Below are 18,117 nucleotides of genomic sequence, written 5' to 3'. Positions count from 1 at the left end.
TCAGGCCTCCTTGCCCGGCGTTGCCGCCAGTGCTGCCGACAACGACGGATCGTGGTCCATCGGCTCGGTATTTATTTCGACATGTTCGGCCATACGTTCGACCTGCGAAAGTTTAGCAAGTGCGAGCATCACTGCCCCCACCACGGTCAGGAAGACGCCAAGGTCAAAGCCCATGGCCGATGCCAGTTCGAACTCGCCAACGATCGGCAGGTGAACATGAACAAACCCGCTGGTCAGGAACGGCAGACCCGCAACCCAGGCTGAGACACCGGTAATCGCCGCGGCAATCACGCCAAGACCGATCATGCCATGGTAATTGACCTTCATGCGGTTCTGGGTCCAGCCAAAGCCCGACGCCATATACTGCATGACCAGCGCAACCGAGACGACCAGACCCGCGATAAAGCCACCGCCCGGTTCATTGTGACCGCGCAGGAAGATGTAAACACCCACCATCAGCGACAGCGGCAACATCACACGCGTCGCCACAACCATCATCATCGGGTGACGATCGGCCGAGCGACGGTTGCTGACAACCCAGTTGGCCAGACGTTTGGCCGCCTCGCCCTGGGTCACGGTTTCAATCAGTGCAAAGATCGAAAGTGCGGCAATCCCCAGAACGATGATTTCGCCAAAGGTATCAAAGCCACGGAAGTCAACGAGGATGACGTTCACGACGTTGGTACCACCACCTTCGGTTTTCGAATTCGCCAGATGATAGGACGAGATCGTGTTTGGCAGATCGCGGGTCATGATCGCCCAGATCGCACCACCGACCCCAAGACCAGCCGCAATCGAGACAATACCATCGCGCATTTTGCGACCCGGCAGGCTTTCCTTCGGGGTTTCCTTGGGCAGGATGTTAAGAGCAAGCAACATCAGAATGACTGTCACCACCTCGACCGAAATCTGCGTCAGCGCAAGGTCCGGTGCCGAAAGATAGATAAAGCCAAGCGATACAATCAGACCAACCACACCGACCAGAAGCAACGTCAGCAAGCGGTTGTGATGCATAAAGACCGACGCAATACAGGTCACAACCAGCAACAACCAGCCAATGGCGGCAGGCGGCGAAACTTCAAGAAGCTCACGCGTGCCTGACTGGAAGTCCGGCTGCGCATAGAAGCCCGAAAGCCCGATCCCGATGGAACCGATGATCGTGATGGCAAGATAACGCTGCAATGACCCGTTATGCAGATTGTCCGAAACCAGACGGCTGAGCGCAACGGCCTTGGCCATACCGCAATCAAACATTGCCTTGGCATCGGGCCGCGACAGGTTGGCGGTTGCCGACATCAGGCCACCATGACGCATCAGCAAAAGCGATCCACCGATAATCGCAATCACGCTCATGCCAAGGGCCGGTGTCAGCCCATGCCAAAGCGACAGGTGATATTCCGGCAATTCACCACCGATAACAGCCCCTGCGGTCGCAGCGACCAGCGGTCCGGCAATGGTTGCTGGGAACAGACCAATCAGCACAACCAGAACCGTCAGCAATGCGGGCGGTGCCCACATGCCAAAGGGCGGATCATGCGGATGATGCGGCAAGTTTTCATCACGCGGCTTGCCCAGCCAGACGTGGAAAATAAACCGGAAGGAATAGGCCACCGAGAACAGGGCACCGACGGTCGCCAGAAGCGGAACCACCCAGTTCTGATCCAGCCACATGGTGTGCCATGCTTCTTCCAGCATCATTTCCTTGGAAATGAAACCATTGAGCGGAATGATCCCGGCCATCGAGGCGGCGGTGATAATCCCGATGGTGCCTGCAATCGGCATCAGGTTGAGCAACCCGCCAAAACGACGGATATCACGGGTCCCGGTTTCATGATCGATGATACCGGCCGTCATAAACAGGGCCGCCTTGAAGGTCGCGTGGTTGATGATGTGGAAGACCCCGGCAACAGCCGCCATCGGTGTCCCGAAACCAAGCAGCATGGTGACAAGACCAAGGTGACTGACGGTCGAATATGCCAGAAGACCTTTAAGGTCGTGCTTGAAGATCGCAATCCATGCGCCCAGCACCATGGTCACCAGACCAGCGGTCGCAACGATATAGAACCATTCCGGCGTGCCCGACAGAACCGGCCACATGCGTGCCATCAGGAAGATGCCCGCCTTCACCATTGTGGCCGAGTGCAGATAGGCCGAAACCGGCGTCGGTGCCGCCATCGCATGCGGCAGCCAGAAATGGAACGGGAACTGTGCCGATTTGGTAAAGCAGCCCAGCAAAATCAGGATCAAGGCCGGCAAATACATCGGCGATGCCTGGATCAGATCGGCGTTCTGCAAGATCACGGTCAGATCATAGGATCCGACAATATCGCCAAGGATCAGCATCCCGGCAATCATAGCCAAACCACCAGCACCGGTCACGGCAAGCGCCATGCGCGCGCCCTGACGGCCTTCTGGCAAATGTTTCCAGTACCCGATCAGAAGGAACGATGACAGCGACGTCAGTTCCCAGAAAATCAACAGCAGCAGGATATTATCGGAAAGAACGATACCGACCATGGCCCCCTGGAACAACAGCAGGAACACATAGAACCTGCCCATCGGATCGTCCTTGGAAAGATAGAACCGCGCATAGATGATAATCAGAAGACCGATACCCAGGATCAGGGTCGCAAATAGCAACCCGAGCCCATCGAGGAAGAAGGTCACATTCAGACCTAGTTCCGGAAGCCAACTATAACTGACCTGAAATACCTCGCCGGCAATGACCGCCGGGGCCTTTGCCATCAGCAAGATCAGGGCAAGCAGCGTGACAGAACCGGTCGCTGTGGCACAAGCATTGCGCCCGGCCCTGATCATTATGGCGGGTAACACCGCCCCAATGAAGGGAAGCAAAACAATGAGGGTGAGACTCATGAAAGACCCTTATTTTTGGATATTCGCCGCATCGCCCCGAACGCGAGACAGCAAGAAAATTCCGCCAGAAGTTAATATTAGTACTGATAATGGTCAAGAAAACCCAAACAGCGCAGCTTTTTAACACCCTGCTGTCAAGTGAAGCCGATCACCAAAGATCGCAATTATAGCGGGCAAACCTTACTTTTTACCGCCTGCGAGCTGTATCGCCTCAGGCATCATGCGCAGCCTGACCATGGCAATCGTTCCCAAAACAGGGCCGACAGCCAACATGGCAAACGCCCCCCACCAACCTGTCTGATCGGCGACAACCGGCACAAGATGGATGGAAACAAGCGCAATCAGGAACCCGATGGCATTTTGCAGGGTTAATGCCGTTCCTACCTGATGCGGGTCGGTCAGTTCAATGACGCAGGACGAGAACTGCGCGGAATCCGCGATCACGGAGATCCCCCAGACGATGCAGACCGCAATAAGAAGTATAATCGGGGCATCGGATAGCCCACCGGCAACCAGCGCACAGGCGCCACTGACGATCATGGCGGCAATCGTCACGGTCGTTCTGCCAATCCGGTCTGCATAATACCCCCCGGCCAAGGACCCGAACGCACCGATGCCAACAATGGCAAAGGTTGAAAGTGCTGACCAGACACCGGGATTATCCATCACACGATCTGAAAACGCGCCATACAGGAACAATCCGATCCAGCCCCACATGGCATACAGTTCCCACATATGCCCAAAATAGCCATAGCAGGCATGGCGCAGCGGCTTGTTTGACCAGATCTTGCCAACCATTTTCGGATCAAAGCGGGGCGACCGTCCCGGTGTCCCACCCAGATGCACAAACAGGATGGCAATCGCCGCGATATAGGCGGTTACACTGGCGGTCATGATCACGTATCGCCAGTCCAAGGGCACTGCCACCGCAAACAGGTGCGGCATGGCAGACCCCATTGTCAGCGCCCCGACCAAAAGCCCGACCAAGAAACCGGTATCCCCGCGTGACCAGGTTGCAACCATCTTCATGCCAATCGGATAAATCCCGGCCATACAAACACCTGTGATCAACCGCAACAGGATCACAACAACGCCGTCAACCGGAACAACAAGGATCAGGATATTGGCAGTCGCGGCAATCATCGCCGATGCCGCCCAAAACCGCCGGGGTTCGATGCGATCCGCCAGACCAAGGATCGCACTGGTTACAGTTCCCAGAACGAAGCCCAGCAAAACTGCACTGGTAAATAATGAAGATTGCAGCGCCCCAATGCCAAACTCGCTGCGCAATTGCGGCAGCACCGCCGTGGCAGAGAACCACAGCGCAAGCGCCATCAACTGGCAGACCGTAATCATGGAAACGGCAAAAACCTTGCCCGTACGCACCTTGCTTCCCCCGCGGCATTTTTGGCATTTCGGCCATCATACACAGATGTTGTCGAATGCCTATCTTGGAACACCTCACCTTTCCAGCCGTTTCAACAGTACCCCGACACCTGAAATGGCAGGAAGGTCACAATGGATTTGCTAGATCAATATTCAAACGGCGTCATGACCGCACTTGGTTTCTTCTGGAACGCGCTGTGGGCGTTTGTGCTTGGTTACGCTATCAGTGCCGCGATTCAGGTTTTCGTTCCCAAGAACCGCCTGACTGCGCATATGGGCGACGCCGGGATCGGTAGCGTTTCGCTTGCCGGTTTGTTTGGCGCCATATCAAGTTCGTGCTCGTTTGCAGCCCTTTCGGCGGCACGATCCTTGTTCCAGAAAGGTGCGCATTTCATTGCCACTGTCGCCTTCATGTTCGCATCGACCAACCTGGTCATTGAACTTGGCGTTCTGATCTTCCTGTTTATGGGGTGGCAGTTTCTGGCCGCCGAAATCATTGGGGGTATCCTGATGATTGCGATTTCTGCTGTTCTGATCCGCGTGACATATCCCAAGGAGATGATTGAAGCCGCCAAGCAACATGCCGATGAAGAAACCGGCAGCGAAGAAGACGACTTCGACTGGAAGAAACGCGTCAAGTCCCAGGAAGGCTGGCAACAGGTCGGCAACCGCTTTGTCATGGAATGGCAGATGGTCTGGCGTGAAATACTGATCGGTTTCACGATTGCCGGCTTTATTGCGGTCTTTGTCCCGGCCGAATTCTGGCAGACCCTGTTCCTTGCCGGGGACGGCACGGGTAAGGCAGCAGACTTGCCGTTCCTGACCGTTCTTGAAAATGCCCTTGTGGCACCATTTGTCGCGGCCGCGACCTTTATCGGTTCAATGGGGAACATTCCATTGGCCACGGTTCTGAGTGCCGGGGGTGTCAGCTTTGCCGGGATTATGGGCTTTATCTATTCGGACCTGATGGTCCCGCCACTGGTCAAGGTCAATGCCCGGTATTATGGCTGGAAAACTGCGCTTTATATCGCAGGTGTCATGTATGCCAGTATCGTCGCAACGGCTCTTATCCTGCACTATGCCTTTGTCGCAATTGGCGCCCTGCCTGAAAGCAGCCGAGACATCGCCGAGGTCAGTGCCTTTGGCGTCAATTATACGCTGTTCCTCAACATCGCGGCCTTTGGGCTGATTGGCATCCTGCTGTGGCTTCGTCGCGAAGGTCAGAAAGCAGCACAGCACGACCACGAGCATGATCATGGTGGCCACGACCACGGTCACGATCATGATCACGACCATGACCATGGCGACGGGTCTGTGCTTTCCCTTAAAAACGTGATCGTCGGAACGGCGCTTACGCTGCTTGCAGGTGGCCTAGTGCTTAAGGCAACCAGTTTGATCTAAAAGAAAAAAAGTGCCGCCGGCAAAGCCGAGCGGCACAGTTTTCCCGAGCGGGAATAAAACAATAAGTCAGTTAACTTAATCAGGTTAGATCACGCTGATCATCAATCACCTTGCCGTCATTGGGCAAACTGCCAACCTCTGCGGCCAAAACCGTCCCGCGCAGTTTGCAAACGCTGGCAAGGGTTTCGGCAATCGCATCAATCTGGCCGTCATCAATACCCTCGCAGGTCAGGGTCATGACGTCGTTATCGTTTTCGCGGGTAACGACAAGCCGCGCCTTGGCAATATCGCCATGGCGTTTGACGATTTCACCGATCTGTTGCGGATGAACAAACATACCCTTGATCTTGGTGGTCTGATCGGCACGCCCCATCCAGTCCTTGATACGATGGTTTGTGCGACCACACCCACTTGCACCCTCGGCAATTGCCGACAAGTCGCCAGTCGCAAACCGGATCAGCGGATAGTCCATGTTAAGCGTGGTAACGACGACTTCGCCAACCTCGCCCTCTGCCACCGGCTCGCCCGTACCCGGACGGACGATTTCAAGAATGATGTCTTCGGCAACAATCATGCCGTCCTTGGCATCGCTTTCATAGGCAATCAGGCCAAGATCGGCACTGGCATAGCATTGCAGCATGGCGATATCGCGTTCGGCAAACCAGGATCGCAGACTTTCTGGTAATGCTTCGCCCGATACCAATGCGCGCTTGATCGATGAAATATCCGCACCAAGCTCCTCGGCCTTTTCGATCAGGATTTTCAGGAAGGATGGCGTGCCGCTATATCCGGTTGGCTTAAGGTCGCTGATTGCCTTGACCTGTGCCTCGCTTTGTCCGACCCCGGCCGGAACGACAACACACCCACAGGCCCGTGCGCCACTATCAAAGATAAAGCCACCCGGTGTCAGATGGTAGGACAGGCAATTATGAACAATATCGCCGGGGCGGAAGCCAGCGGCAAAGAACGCCCGGCCCATCCGCCACCAGTCATCGCCCTTGCCCTGCGGATCGTAAATCGGCCCGGGGCTTTGGAACAGGCGCGCCATCGCCGGGATTGGCGTTGCGTTCAAGCCCGCAAGTGGCGGTTCCTTGGCCTGTGCATCAAAAAGATCCGACTTGCGGGTCAGCGGCAGTTTCGCCAGCGCATCGCGGGTGGTGATTTTTTGCGGCTCGATATCGGCCAACAGTCGACCATAAGCCTTCGATTGCGATTTGGCATGATGCAGAATGCGCGGCAGTGCTGCCATCAAGCCGGCCTCGCGGCTTCCGGGAGTTCGCGTTTCGCGCTCGTCATAGTAAGTTTTCAGCATCATACCCGTCTTTCATTCAAAGGCGTCCACCACACCGATATACGGCCCCAGTGTCGCGATCCTAGAGCCAACGTTTGCGGCGCTTGTAGGACTTGATGTTCTTGAAACTTTTGCGTTCTTCAGAACCGCCGCCAAGATAGAACTCCTTGACGTCCTCGTTATTCAGAAGCTCATCACGGGTGCCATCCAGAACAACCTTCCCGCTTTCCATGATGTAACCATAGTCGGCAACCTTAAGCGCAAAGTTGGCGTTCTGTTCAACGATGAGCATGGTGATGCCCTGTTCGCGATTGATCTTTTCAATGATCCCGAACACTTCCTTGACCAGAAGCGGCGACAAGCCCATTGACGGTTCATCAAGCAGGATCATTTTGGGCCGCGCCATAAGCGCACGGCCAATCGCCAGCATCTGTTGCTCCCCACCTGAAAGGTAACCGGCAAGCCCGGTCCGTTCCTTAAGGCGCGGGAAATATTCAAAGACCATTTCAATATCGTCTTTGACCTTGTTGTCCTTGCGCGTATAGGCGCCCAGACGCAGGTTTTCGATGCAGGTCATATCCTCGATGATACGGCGGCCTTCCATAACCTGAAACAGGCCGGAGCGCACGATATCCTCGGGATTGCCATTGGCAATCTGGTTGCCCATGAAACTGATGTCACCACGGGTGACTTCACCGTCTTCGGTTTTCAGCAAACCCGAAATTGCCTTAAGCGTCGTGGATTTACCCGCCCCGTTCGGGCCCAGCAGGGTAACGATCTTGCCTTGCGGAACCTCAAGCGAGACGCCACGCAGGACCAGAATCACCTCGTCATAGACGACTTCGATATTGTTGACCGACAGCATCGGTTCGGCGGTTTCTATTTTGCGGGCGGGCTCTGCCATGGTGTCCCTTTCGAATGATCTTCTTGTGATCTCCAGCTGTCGGAGACAGGGCATCTTGCGTCTTATGCCCTGCCTCCGAACAGTCTGGGAGACATTCGTCTTAATGGATGGTCTTAGTAACCAAGCCAGTCGTCACGACGCGGCAGCGTTACAGTCGTTACTTTTTCGACCGTTGCTTCACCGCCCTTGGCGCTACCGTTATAGATATTGACGGTGTTGATGCCGCGATGGTCTTCGGCGGTCCAGGTTGCTTCCATGCAAACGCCTTCAAGACCGGCCGGCACCCAGTTCTGGCGGGCATACATACCTGCCTTGATGTTCGCGCCGGTGATTCCGCCATTGTTCTTGGCCCATTCCATGGCTTCTTTCATGTAATAGGCAGAGCAAATGCCACGGATATAGTGATGGGTACGGAACTCTTCGCCAGAACGGTCCGACATCTTGGAGATTTCACGCACCAGATCCATGCCCGGAACACCTTCATCGGTCCAGAAGCTGGTCATCGCCGGGAAGATGTAGTTTTCGACATCGCCAATGGTTTTAAGGGTCTCGTAGTCACCAGCCCAGATGTTGGCCAGCCATTTCGGGGTGGCACCAACCGTGTCACAGGATTTCACCAGCGACACAACCGACGGGCCAAGGTTACCAAGGTAGCCATAGTTGGTCCCGGCTTCCTTAAGGGTCAGGCACTGTGCCTTGAAGTCACCCGGCTTCATCGAAACAACGACCGGTGCGGTTACTTCAAAGCCAAGCTCGGTTGCGTATTCCGCACAGGCTTCCTTCGGGGCGTTCGGATAGGGGTGGTTATCGCCGATATGCGAGAAAACCGGCTTGCCCGAACCACCAGACTGTTTCCAGTCTTCTGCGGCCCACTGAACCAGCGCACGGCAGGCGTCGGAATAGGACGCACCATAGAAGAAGTTATAAGGTGCCGGTTTGGCGGTTTTCGGGTTTTTGCCCGTCGGGTCGGTCAGGTGACCGGAATAGGATGCGGAATAGACCGGCACTTCATCCTTGGCAACGAAGCTGATCAGGGCTTCGGTATCGCCCGTACCCCAGCCCTGCATCGCAACCATGTCGTTGCGCGAACGCCACTTTTTGTAGTTCGCAATCGCCTGCGGAACCTTGTAGGCATAGTCAACAGATTCAGAATCCAGAACCGTGCCATCAATACCGCCATGGGTGTTGATGTAAGACAGCGCATCGCGCACACCATCGGCATAGAACTTGCCAATAAAGCCGGTGGCACCGGTGATATCCATCAGATGGCCGACAAATACCATATCGTCATCTGCTTGTGCTGCCGAGAACGACAGCCCCGTTGCAACCATCGCGGTCGCTGCAATCAATCTTTTCATAACGACGTCTCCCTTGGACGTTTTCACTAAAGTAAGCCTCCCGGTCGCCCCGTTTTTGCCCCGGCCCTTTTGTTTTTTGTAAGCGGGCCGGGTTCGGGGTTTTAGTCAGTACGAGAAGGGATAAAGCTTCCAGTACGCCCTGATCTGTTGCCAGCGATGGGCAAGCCCATCCGGCTCAAAGATCAGGAACAGGATGATGGCCAGACCAATTGCCATCTCCTTGATATAGGCCAGCCCGTCGGTCACAGCCGTCGAATTGGCCCATTCAAAAACGCTCAGTGCGCTGACACCGGTTTCCATGACTTCTGGCAACAAAACCATAAACACCGTGCCCATCAACGTCCCTTTGACGGAACCAAGACCACCAATGATGATCATGCCCAGGAACTGGATCGACAGCAGAATGGTAAAGCCCTCGGCCGAGACAAAGCCAAGATAGTGGCCATACATCGCCCCGCCGACACCGGCATAGAAAGACGAAATCGCAAAGCTCATCAGGCGATATTTTGTGAGGTTGATCCCCATGATTTCAGCCGAAAGATAATGGTCACGCACGGCAACAAAGGCACGACCATCACGGGTCCGCATCAGGTTGGTGCCCAGCAGATACATCACCACCAGGAAGAACAGGCAGACATAGAAGAAGCTGAAATCATCCAGAACTTCATAGCCAAACACATTGACCGGATTGGCTGCCGCGCCATAGGAACCGCCGGTAAACCATTCGGCCCGGGCAAAGAAATCTTCGAGGATGAACTGTGCTGCCAGTGTCGCAATCGCCAGATAAAGCCCCTTGATGCGGGCCGCCGGCAACCCAAACAGCATACCAACCGCAGCGGTCATCAAACCGGCCAGCGGGATCGACAACAGGACGGGAATGCCGGTTGTGTTGTTAATCCAGGCCGACGCAAAGGCACCAAAGCCAAAGAAGGCAGCATGGCCCAATGAAATCTGCCCGGTAAAGCCGACCAGAATATTCAGCCCCAGTGCAGCAATCGCAAAATAGGAAATCTGAATGAACAGGTTGACGTAATAGCCATCCAGAACAAACGGGATCATGGCGACCGCAAAGATGCCAAGGATCGCGGCGTTACGGATATAGGTCGTATCAAAGATGCGGGTATCCTGACGATAAGTCGTTCGGAAGTCACCGCAAGGACGTATAGAAAATCCAGCCATAGTATATCTTCCTCGTCCTTAGGGCCTATTGATGATCAGGATGCCGTCGTGGCGGGATCGTATTTTCCCACCTGCAAGAAGTGGATGGCGCTGCGTGGCGGGCCCCACGAAAGCCAGCCGCGACGCTGTAGGTGGGAAAATACGCCCCGTCCCAGAGGGATTGCCGCCTAAGGGCGCGACCCCGCGTCCCTCGTCCTTGAATATGCCAAGCATGTCCTGCGTCCTCACTCCTAATTTCGCGCCCTTAGGCGGCAACCACGGCGGCACCCTGATCATCAACAGGCCCTAAATACGTTCGATGTCTTTGGTGCCAAACAGGCCATATGGCTTGATGCACAGGATAATGATCAGCACGTAGAACGGTGCGATCGAGAACAGGTTGCCCCAGTGCAGATACTGGCCATCAACAAATTCCGCGGTGTTTTCAAGCAGACCAATGATCACACCACCGACAATGGCACCGATAATTGAATCAAGCCCGCCAAGGATCACCGCCGGGAACACCTTGATGCCGATCACCGAAAGGGCGGACGACACGCCATTGACCATGCCGATCACGATCCCGGCAACACCCGATACAAGGGCCGAGATTGCCCAAGACATCGCGAATACGGTTTTGACGGAAATACCAAGGCTTTGCGCGACCTGCTGATCAAAGGCGGTTGCGCGCATGGCAAGGCCAAGCTTGGAATATTTAAAGAACCAATAGAACCCGGCCATGATGAACAACGAGATCACGAAGCTCATGATATAGGCCGTCTCGATCTGCATCCCCAAAAGGTTGACCGATCGGGTTTCAAACACCTGCGGATAGGTCGCGGTGGTTGCCCCGAAGATCCACTTGGTTGCTGCCTGGAAGAAGATCGAAAGCCCGATGGTCACCATGATCACCGAAATGATCGGTTCGCCAATCATCGGTCGCAAGACAACCATCTGCAGAACGATGCCAAACGCCATCATAAACAGCAAGGTAAACAGGAAACCCAGCCAGAAGGGCATATGCATCTCGACAAGGAATGCATAACACACCCATGCCCCGATCAGCAGGAACTCACCCTGGGCAAAGTTGACGATCTGGGTCGATTTGTAGATCAGGACAAAGCACATGGCGACAACGCCATAGAGTGTCCCGACAATCAAACCGTTCAGCAGAAGCTGGAACAGAAGTTCGAAATTCATGTTGCCATCCCTGTAATGGCGACCCAAGCCTTTGGCCGGGGCCACAGTTATGCTGCTGCCTTATTCGGCGGCTTTCGGGGCCGTCTGTGCGGCCTTGTCATTATCAAGATCAACGACCTTCACACTCGTCTGGATGCGGGTTTTCGACCCGTCCTGGAAGGTGATCATGGTGTCGATATCAACCTTGTCATTGCCGGCATAAACCGCATCGATGATGTCGGCATATTTCTCGGCGACCACACCACGGCGCACTTTGCGTGTGCGGGTCAGTTCGCCGTCATCGGCATCCAGTTCCTTGTAAAGCAGAAGGAACCGCTTGATCCGCTGGGCTTCCGGAAGTGTCTTGTTCACTTCGCGGATTTCCTCGGTGATCATGTCATAGACCTGCGGCTGGGCTGACAGGTTGGTGTAGTTGGTAAAGGCAATCCCGCGCTGCTCGGCCCATTTCGCCATGATCGAATAACGAATACAGATCATGGTCGACAGGAACGGCAGCCCCTTGCCAAGAATCACGGCCTCGGCAATGAAGGGCGAGAATTTCAGTTTGTTTTCAATAAACTGCGGCGAATAGCGCACCCCGGTCGAGGTTTCCGCCAGATCCTTCATGCGGTCGATCACCACAAGGTGCTTGTTCTCGTCCTTGAAGTAACCGGCATCCCCCGTATGCATCCAGCCATCCCGGACATCTTCGTCATAGGCGGCCTGATTTTTGAAGTATCCGGTAAACATGCCCGACGTGCGTGCAATGATTTCGCCGACACCATTTTCGTCAGTGTTGATGACCTTGATCTCGGAATTATCAAAGGCAACGCCGACCGTATCGAAATCAATATCGCCCGGCTGATGGATGGTGTAGGCGCCGCACAGCTCGGTCTGACCATAAAGCTGACGCAGCGGCACACCCATCGCATGGAAGAACCTGAAGGTTTCCGGGCCAATTGCGGCACCACCCGTCGCTGCAGAACGCAAATTGGAAAATCCAAGACGATCTTTAAGCGCGCTCATCAGGATCATATCGGCCATTTTCGAATGGCCACCGGCATCCATCGCGGTGCGCGCCAATGCCATGCCGAAATCAAACATCTTTTGTTTGAACGGTGTGGAATCCATCATCCGTGCGCGAACGTCCGCCGCGATGGTTTCCCAAACGCGCGGTGCCAGCAGGACGAAGTTCGGACCAATTTCGCGCAGGTCGACCATCATGGTTTCCTGCTCTTCGACGAAATTAACGATCTGGCGGCTGATTAGCGACTGACCGACGACATAGACCTGCTCCATAATCCACGGCAATGGCAGGACGGAGACATAATTGTCACCCGGATATTTCGGGTCAGCACGAAGGTAAGCGGCACAGTGATCAAGGAAATCACCTGAATTGAGCATCGCCATCTTCGGCTTGGACGTCGTCCCCGAGGTGGTGCACAGAATGGCGCATTCATCGCCACGGGTATCGGCAACCATCTGGTCATAGATGCCCGGATTTTTTGCCTCCAGCTCGCGGCCCAGTTCATAAAGCTTTTCGACATCCAGCAAACGCGGATCGTCGTATTTGCGCATCCCGCGCGGGTCACAATAAACGATGTGGTCGACAGTCGGGATGTCTTCGCCAAGCTCAAGCAGCTTGTCGCACTGTTCTTCGTCTTCGGCGATCAGGATGCGTGCGCCTGAATAGGTAATCAGATAGGCGACTTCTTCGTGCAGGCTGTCCTGATAAAGACCAACCGACATACCGCGCAGCGCATGCGCCGCGATTTCGGCCCAAACCCATTCCGGGCGGTTTTCGCCGATGATGCCAACAACATCGCCCTGCCCAAGCCCAAGGGCGCGCATGCCAAGCGCCATCCATTTGACGCGGTCATTGTAATCCTGCCAGGTGAATTCCTGCCAGATGCCGAATTCCTTTTCGCGCATGGCGACTTCTTTGGGCCAGTTGCGCGCGTTGTAGGCCAGCACTTTCGGGAAGCTATCAAGCGACTGAACGTCGGCATATTCCGGGATATTGCTGCTCATGATCAGGCCACCTGCTCGTCTTCGTCCGTGTCGTCGTCTTCTTCGCCGAGATAGGCTTTTTTGACATGCTTGTTGGCCATGACCTCTTCCGGCAGGCCTTCGGCAATCTTGCGACCGAAATCGAGGACCATAACCCGGTTGGAAATATCCATGACCACACCCATGTCGTGTTCGATCATGACAACGGTCATGCCCCACTCTTCATTGAGGTCGATGATAAAGCGCGCCATGTCCTCTTTTTCTTCGAGGTTCATGCCCGCCATCGGCTCATCGAGCAGGATCAGGTCCGGACGCAACGCAACAGCGCGCGCAAGCTCGACCCGTTTGCGCAAACCATAGGAAAGCGTGCCGGCGGTCGCCTTGCGGATGTGCGAAATTTCAAGGAAGTCGATGACGTCTTCACAGAAGCGACGATGATCGAGCTCTTCTTTCTGCGCGCCGCCAAACCAGTAAAGCGGCCCGTTCAGAAAGTTGTTCTTAAGCAGGTGGTGACGGCCGACCATGATGTTATCAAGCACATTCATGTGCCCGAAAAGCGCTAGGTTCTGGAACGTACGCCCGATACCAAGTTCCGCACGATCATTCGGCTTGAGCCCGGTAACATCCTTGCCCTTGAAAGATACCGAACCGGTCGTTGGCGTATAACGCCCCGAAACGCAGTTCAGCATGGATGTCTTACCGGCACCGTTCGGGCCGATAATCGAAAAAAGCTCGCCCGGCTGAACGGAGAAGCTGACATCACTCAGCGCACGCACGCCGCCGAAAACAAGCGACACGTCGCTAATCTCTAAAATAGGACTCTGTGACGTCATGCCGTCGCATTCCTCCCTGACTTGGGCCGCAAATGCCGCAGAACCGCATTTCGGGTTCTTTCGCGTGAAAATTTGCAAACCGCTATTCAGTTTCCCTGATGATGTGTCGGTTTATTTTATGACCCTGACCTTACGGAAACCGGGCCTGACACATTTAATAGGCATTTAAGTACCAATTTCAGCATATTGCGTCAATGCAATGATTCTCAAGGGGTTGGGAGTTTTCTACAAATTCGCACCGCACAATTATTTGACGACAGAATACACCGACCGCTCTACCCTTGATTACGTAGCGTTATCTCAGGTTGCAGGTCGCAGACGGCACGCGAAAACACCGCAATGCAAAAATCTTTCGCAATCATGCACCGCACAATTCGCGCGCATTGGGAACATGTCGCTTTGCAGGCAAATTCGAACCCGCCGCCCCGACTCCGGTGCGGAGTCGTCGTTACAGGCGTCCGGATCCTGCGCCCCACACCGACATTCATTGCCGCGAATGCCGGCGGCTTTATAAACATGTCAGGAAAAAACAGACTCCGTGCTTTGCCTGTCCTATTGAAAGGCCAAAAGCCACGGCACATATCGTCTAAAGCCGTTTGACTGCTTGTTGGGCTTTGCCAACATGCTGTGATCAACGGGTTTTCACCAATACCCCTTTTCGGGGTCTGGACTTTCAAAGGGAATTGTGGTGTAACCCCGTTGCACATAGATATGTAGCCGTGACCCGCGTCACGCAACACAGATAGCCCACCGCTCGGCGCTCCGACGGTCGGGGTGTCTTGTCACGACAAGCCCTTTTAACCACCTTGAGGAGGGTCTGATGTCCATTTGTGGCAAAGACAACCTGAAAACGCGCCGCACGCTGAAAGTCGGGGACAAGTCCGTCGACTATTACAGCCTCAAAGTTGCTTCCGAGAAATTCGGCGACGTTTCAAAACTTCCCTTCACGCTGAAAGTCGTTCTTGAGAACCTTCTGCGTTACGAAGACGATTTCACCGTTAAAACCGACGATGTCAAAGCTGTTGTTGACTGGCTCAAAGAGCGCAAAAGCAGCCACGAAATCAACTATCGTCCGGCCCGCGTTCTGATGCAGGACTTCACCGGCGTTCCCGCCGTTGTTGACCTTGCCGCGATGCGCGATGCTGTCGTGAAGATGGGCGGTGACGCCCAGAAGGTGAACCCGCTTTCACCGGTTGACCTCGTCATTGACCACTCGGTCATGATCGACTTCTTCGGCACCGACGACGCACTCGACAAAAACATGGAAGTCGAGTTCGAACGTAACGGCGAACGTTACGAGTTCCTGCGTTGGGGCCAGAACGCCTTCAACAACTTCCGCATTGTTCCGCCGGGGGCTGGTATCTGCCACCAGGTCAACGTCGAACATCTTGCAAAGGTCGTCTGGACCGGCAAGGACGAAGACGGCAAAACCGTTGCCTATCCGGACACGCTGGTTGGTACCGACTCTCACACCACCATGGTGAACGGCCTTGCTGTTCTCGGTTGGGGTGTTGGTGGTCTGGAAGCCGAAGCAGCAATGCTTGGTCAGCCGATCTCGATGCTGATCCCGGAAGTTGTCGGCTTCAAGCTGACCGGTTCCATGAAAGAAGGCATCACTGCAACTGACCTTGTTCTGCGCGTCGTTCAGATGCTGCGTGAAAAAGGCGTTGTTGGCAAATTCGTCGAATTCTATGGCGATGCGCTTGACCACATGAGCCTTCCGGATCGTGCGACCATCGGTAACATGGCACCGGAATATGGTGCGACCTGTGGCTTCTTCCCGATCGATGACGAAACGCTCAACTACATGCGTTCGACTGGCCGTGACGAAGACCAGATTGCACTGGTCGAAGCATATGCCAAAGAACAGGGTATGTGGCGTGACCCGGCACATGAAGCCGAATACACCGCAACGCTTGAACTTGACATCTCGACCGTCGAGCCGGCCCTTTCGGGTCCGAAGCGTCCGCAGGACCGTGTTCTGCTGAAAGATGCCGTTTCGAGCTTCACCAAGACCTTTGCCGATATGGCACCGGGTGTTGATGCGGATCGTTCTGTTCCGGTTTCGAACGAAAACTTCGAAATGAAGGACGGTAACGTCGTCATCGCCGCGATCACCTCTTGCACCAACACCTCCAACCCGAGCGTTTTGATCGCAGCAGGTCTTCTGGCGAAAAAAGCTGTCGAACTCGGCCTTCAGAGCAAGCCGTGGGTGAAAACCTCGCTTGCACCGGGTTCGCTGGTTGTTGCCGACTACCTCGAAAAAGCAGGCCTTCAGGATTACCTGGATCAGCTTGGCTTTAACGTGGCCGGTTTCGGTTGCACCACGTGTATCGGTAACTCCGGTCCGCTGGCAGCACCGATCATCGACGCGATCGATGGTAACGACATGCTCGTCACCGCCGTTCTGTCGGGCAACCGTAACTTCGAAGGCCGTATCAGCCCGCAGGTCAAGGCAAACTACCTTGCCTCCCCGCCACTGGTTGTTGCCTATGCGCTTGCCGGTAACCTGAAGATCGATCTGAACAAAGATCCGCTCGGTAAGGACAAGAACGGTAAAGACGTCTTCATGAAAGACATCTGGCCAACCAACAAAGAGATCGCTGACACCATCGCGTCCTCGATCTCGGCGTCCATGTACAAAGATCGTTACGACAACATCTTTGCCGGTCCGAAACCGTGGCAGGAAATCGAAGTCACCGAAGGCGAGACCTTCGCGTGGGATGGCAAGTCCACCTACGTTCAGAACCCGCCTTACTTCGTCGACATGGCGAAAGAGCCGGGTGACTTCTCTGAAGTTCATGGCGCACGTCCGCTCCTGATCCTGGGTGACTCTGTCACCACCGACCACATTTCCCCGGCCGGTTCGATCAAGGAAGAAAGCCCGGCAGGTGAATACCTCAAGGCGCACGGCGTTGCTGTTCGTGACTTCAACTCCTATGGCGCACGTCGTGGTAACCACGAAGTCATGATGCGCGGTACCTTTGCCAACATTCGTATCCGTAACGAAATGGCACCGGGCACCGAAGGTGGTGTTTCGGTTCATTATCCGTCGGGCGAACAGGGCTGGGTCTATGACGTTGCAATGCGTTATCAGGCCGAAGGCACCCCGCTGGTTGTCATCGCTGGTAAGGAATACGGCACCGGTTCTTCGCGTGACTGGGCAGCCAAAGGCACCAACCTGCTTGGCGTCAAAGCTGTGATCGCGGAAAGCTTCGAGCGTATCCACCGTACCAACCTGGTCTGCATGGGCGTTCTGCCGTTGCAGTTCAAGAACGGCGAAGGTCGTGCGACCTACAAGCTGGACGGTTCGGAAACCTTTGATGTCCTTGGCATCGGTGATGGCATCAACCCGCTTCAGGACGTCACGGTTCGCATCACGCGCAAAGATGGCAGCACCGAGGAAATCGTTGTTACCTGCCGTATCGATACCGAGAACGAAGTTCTCTACTACCAGAACGGCGGCATCCTGCAGTTCGTTCTGCGTAACATGATGAAAGCTGCCTGATTTCAATCTGAAATCTTTGGCTTACACATTGACACCCCACCGGTTTTCCGGTGGGGTGTTCTTGTTTGTAACGAATTTTACTGGGCGACGTTCAATTGAACGCTACTGACTTGATCCAGAACAATTCTCAAGTACGCCGAACCTGCTAGGAATGGCGCCTTCGTCTCACCCTTAAGAATAAAACCGAAAAAGATCAGTCGAACAGAGCAAACGCG

At 54.8% G+C, this 18,117-nt stretch carries 11 protein-coding genes; 2 read left to right on the top strand and 9 right to left on the bottom strand.

The genetic code is table 11. The features are described from left to right. Together B2T33_RS19220 and B2T33_RS19215 are read right to left on the bottom strand one after the other, a co-directional pair. Window positions 1–2,874 carry a monovalent cation/H+ antiporter subunit A gene (locus B2T33_RS19220; RefSeq protein WP_286792911.1) on the bottom strand — a complete coding sequence of 958 codons (2,874 nt, stop codon included), beginning with the start codon at window positions 2,872–2,874 and terminating at the stop codon, window positions 1–3. A gap of 180 nt (window positions 2,875–3,054) precedes the next feature. Further along, complete coding sequence (locus B2T33_RS19215; protein WP_286792910.1) at window positions 3,055–4,260, bottom strand: MFS transporter; 1,206 nt, start codon at window positions 4,258–4,260, stop codon at window positions 3,055–3,057. A 132-nt stretch (window positions 4,261–4,392) separates the two neighbouring features. Between B2T33_RS19215 and B2T33_RS19210 the strand changes: the two genes are divergently transcribed. Further along, a complete protein-coding gene (locus tag B2T33_RS19210) occupies window positions 4,393–5,661 on the top strand; it encodes a permease (protein WP_286792909.1) in 1,269 nt (422 codons plus the stop codon). 79 nt (window positions 5,662–5,740) lie between these two features. Here the strand turns inward: B2T33_RS19210 and B2T33_RS19205 are convergent, their stop codons facing one another. The 7 genes from B2T33_RS19205 to B2T33_RS19175 form a co-directional block, all read right to left on the bottom strand. Next, window positions 5,741–6,976: a phenylacetate--CoA ligase family protein gene (locus B2T33_RS19205; RefSeq protein WP_286792908.1), complete on the bottom strand. Its 1,236-nt coding sequence runs from the start codon at window positions 6,974–6,976 to the stop codon at window positions 5,741–5,743. Between the two features lie 58 nt (window positions 6,977–7,034). Continuing rightward, entirely contained in the window at window positions 7,035–7,817 is a 783-nt protein-coding gene (locus tag B2T33_RS19200) for an ABC transporter ATP-binding protein (protein ID WP_008889240.1), read from the bottom strand. Window positions 7,818–7,969: 152 nt separating this feature from the next. After that, window positions 7,970–9,214 (bottom strand): ABC transporter substrate-binding protein, encoded by a 1,245-nt coding sequence (locus B2T33_RS19195; RefSeq protein WP_064779813.1) that lies wholly within the window; start codon window positions 9,212–9,214, stop codon window positions 7,970–7,972. Between the two features lie 105 nt (window positions 9,215–9,319). Further along, window positions 9,320–10,393: a branched-chain amino acid ABC transporter permease gene (locus tag B2T33_RS19190; RefSeq protein ID WP_008889238.1), complete on the bottom strand. Its 1,074-nt coding sequence runs from the start codon at window positions 10,391–10,393 to the stop codon at window positions 9,320–9,322. Between the two features lie 285 nt (window positions 10,394–10,678). After that, a complete protein-coding gene (locus B2T33_RS19185; protein ID WP_008889236.1) occupies window positions 10,679–11,572 on the bottom strand; it encodes a branched-chain amino acid ABC transporter permease in 894 nt (297 codons plus the stop codon). 60 nt (window positions 11,573–11,632) lie between these two features. Further along, complete coding sequence (locus B2T33_RS19180) at window positions 11,633–13,582, bottom strand: long-chain fatty acid--CoA ligase (RefSeq protein WP_286792907.1); 1,950 nt, start codon at window positions 13,580–13,582, stop codon at window positions 11,633–11,635. 2 nt (window positions 13,583–13,584) lie between these two features. Further along, complete coding sequence (locus B2T33_RS19175) at window positions 13,585–14,394, bottom strand: ABC transporter ATP-binding protein (RefSeq protein ID WP_040822694.1); 810 nt, start codon at window positions 14,392–14,394, stop codon at window positions 13,585–13,587. An 820-nt stretch (window positions 14,395–15,214) separates the two neighbouring features. Here B2T33_RS19175 and acnA point away from each other — a divergent pair. Then, a complete protein-coding gene (gene acnA / locus B2T33_RS19170) occupies window positions 15,215–17,902 on the top strand; it encodes an aconitate hydratase AcnA (RefSeq protein ID WP_063088588.1) in 2,688 nt (895 codons plus the stop codon). Window positions 17,903–18,117 lie beyond the last annotated feature (215 nt).

The organism is Thalassospira sp. UBA4513 (assembly GCF_002388495.1).
Taxonomy (GTDB): domain Bacteria; phylum Pseudomonadota; class Alphaproteobacteria; order Rhodospirillales; family Thalassospiraceae; genus Thalassospira; species Thalassospira tepidiphila.
Note: the sequence above shows the minus strand (reverse complement) of the source record. Positions and strands in the feature narration are given on the sequence as shown.

Coding starts and splice junctions, on each gene's coding strand:
- B2T33_RS19200 (WP_008889240.1), bottom strand. CDS start 7,817: ATGCTGTCGGTCAACAATATCGAAGTCGTCTATGACGAGGTGATTCTG.
- B2T33_RS19220 (WP_286792911.1), bottom strand. CDS start 2,874: ATGAGTCTCACCCTCATTGTTTTGCTTCCCTTCATTGGGGCGGTGTTA.
- B2T33_RS19190 (WP_008889238.1), bottom strand. CDS start 10,393: ATGGCTGGATTTTCTATACGTCCTTGCGGTGACTTCCGAACGACTTAT.
- acnA (WP_063088588.1), top strand. CDS start 15,215: ATGTCCATTTGTGGCAAAGACAACCTGAAAACGCGCCGCACGCTGAAA.
- B2T33_RS19210 (WP_286792909.1), top strand. CDS start 4,393: ATGGATTTGCTAGATCAATATTCAAACGGCGTCATGACCGCACTTGGT.
- B2T33_RS19180 (WP_286792907.1), bottom strand. CDS start 13,582: ATGAGCAGCAATATCCCGGAATATGCCGACGTTCAGTCGCTTGATAGC.
- B2T33_RS19205 (WP_286792908.1), bottom strand. CDS start 6,976: ATGATGCTGAAAACTTACTATGACGAGCGCGAAACGCGAACTCCCGGA.
- B2T33_RS19195 (WP_064779813.1), bottom strand. CDS start 9,214: ATGAAAAGATTGATTGCAGCGACCGCGATGGTTGCAACGGGGCTGTCG.
- B2T33_RS19175 (WP_040822694.1), bottom strand. CDS start 14,394: ATGACGTCACAGAGTCCTATTTTAGAGATTAGCGACGTGTCGCTTGTT.
- B2T33_RS19185 (WP_008889236.1), bottom strand. CDS start 11,572: ATGAATTTCGAACTTCTGTTCCAGCTTCTGCTGAACGGTTTGATTGTC.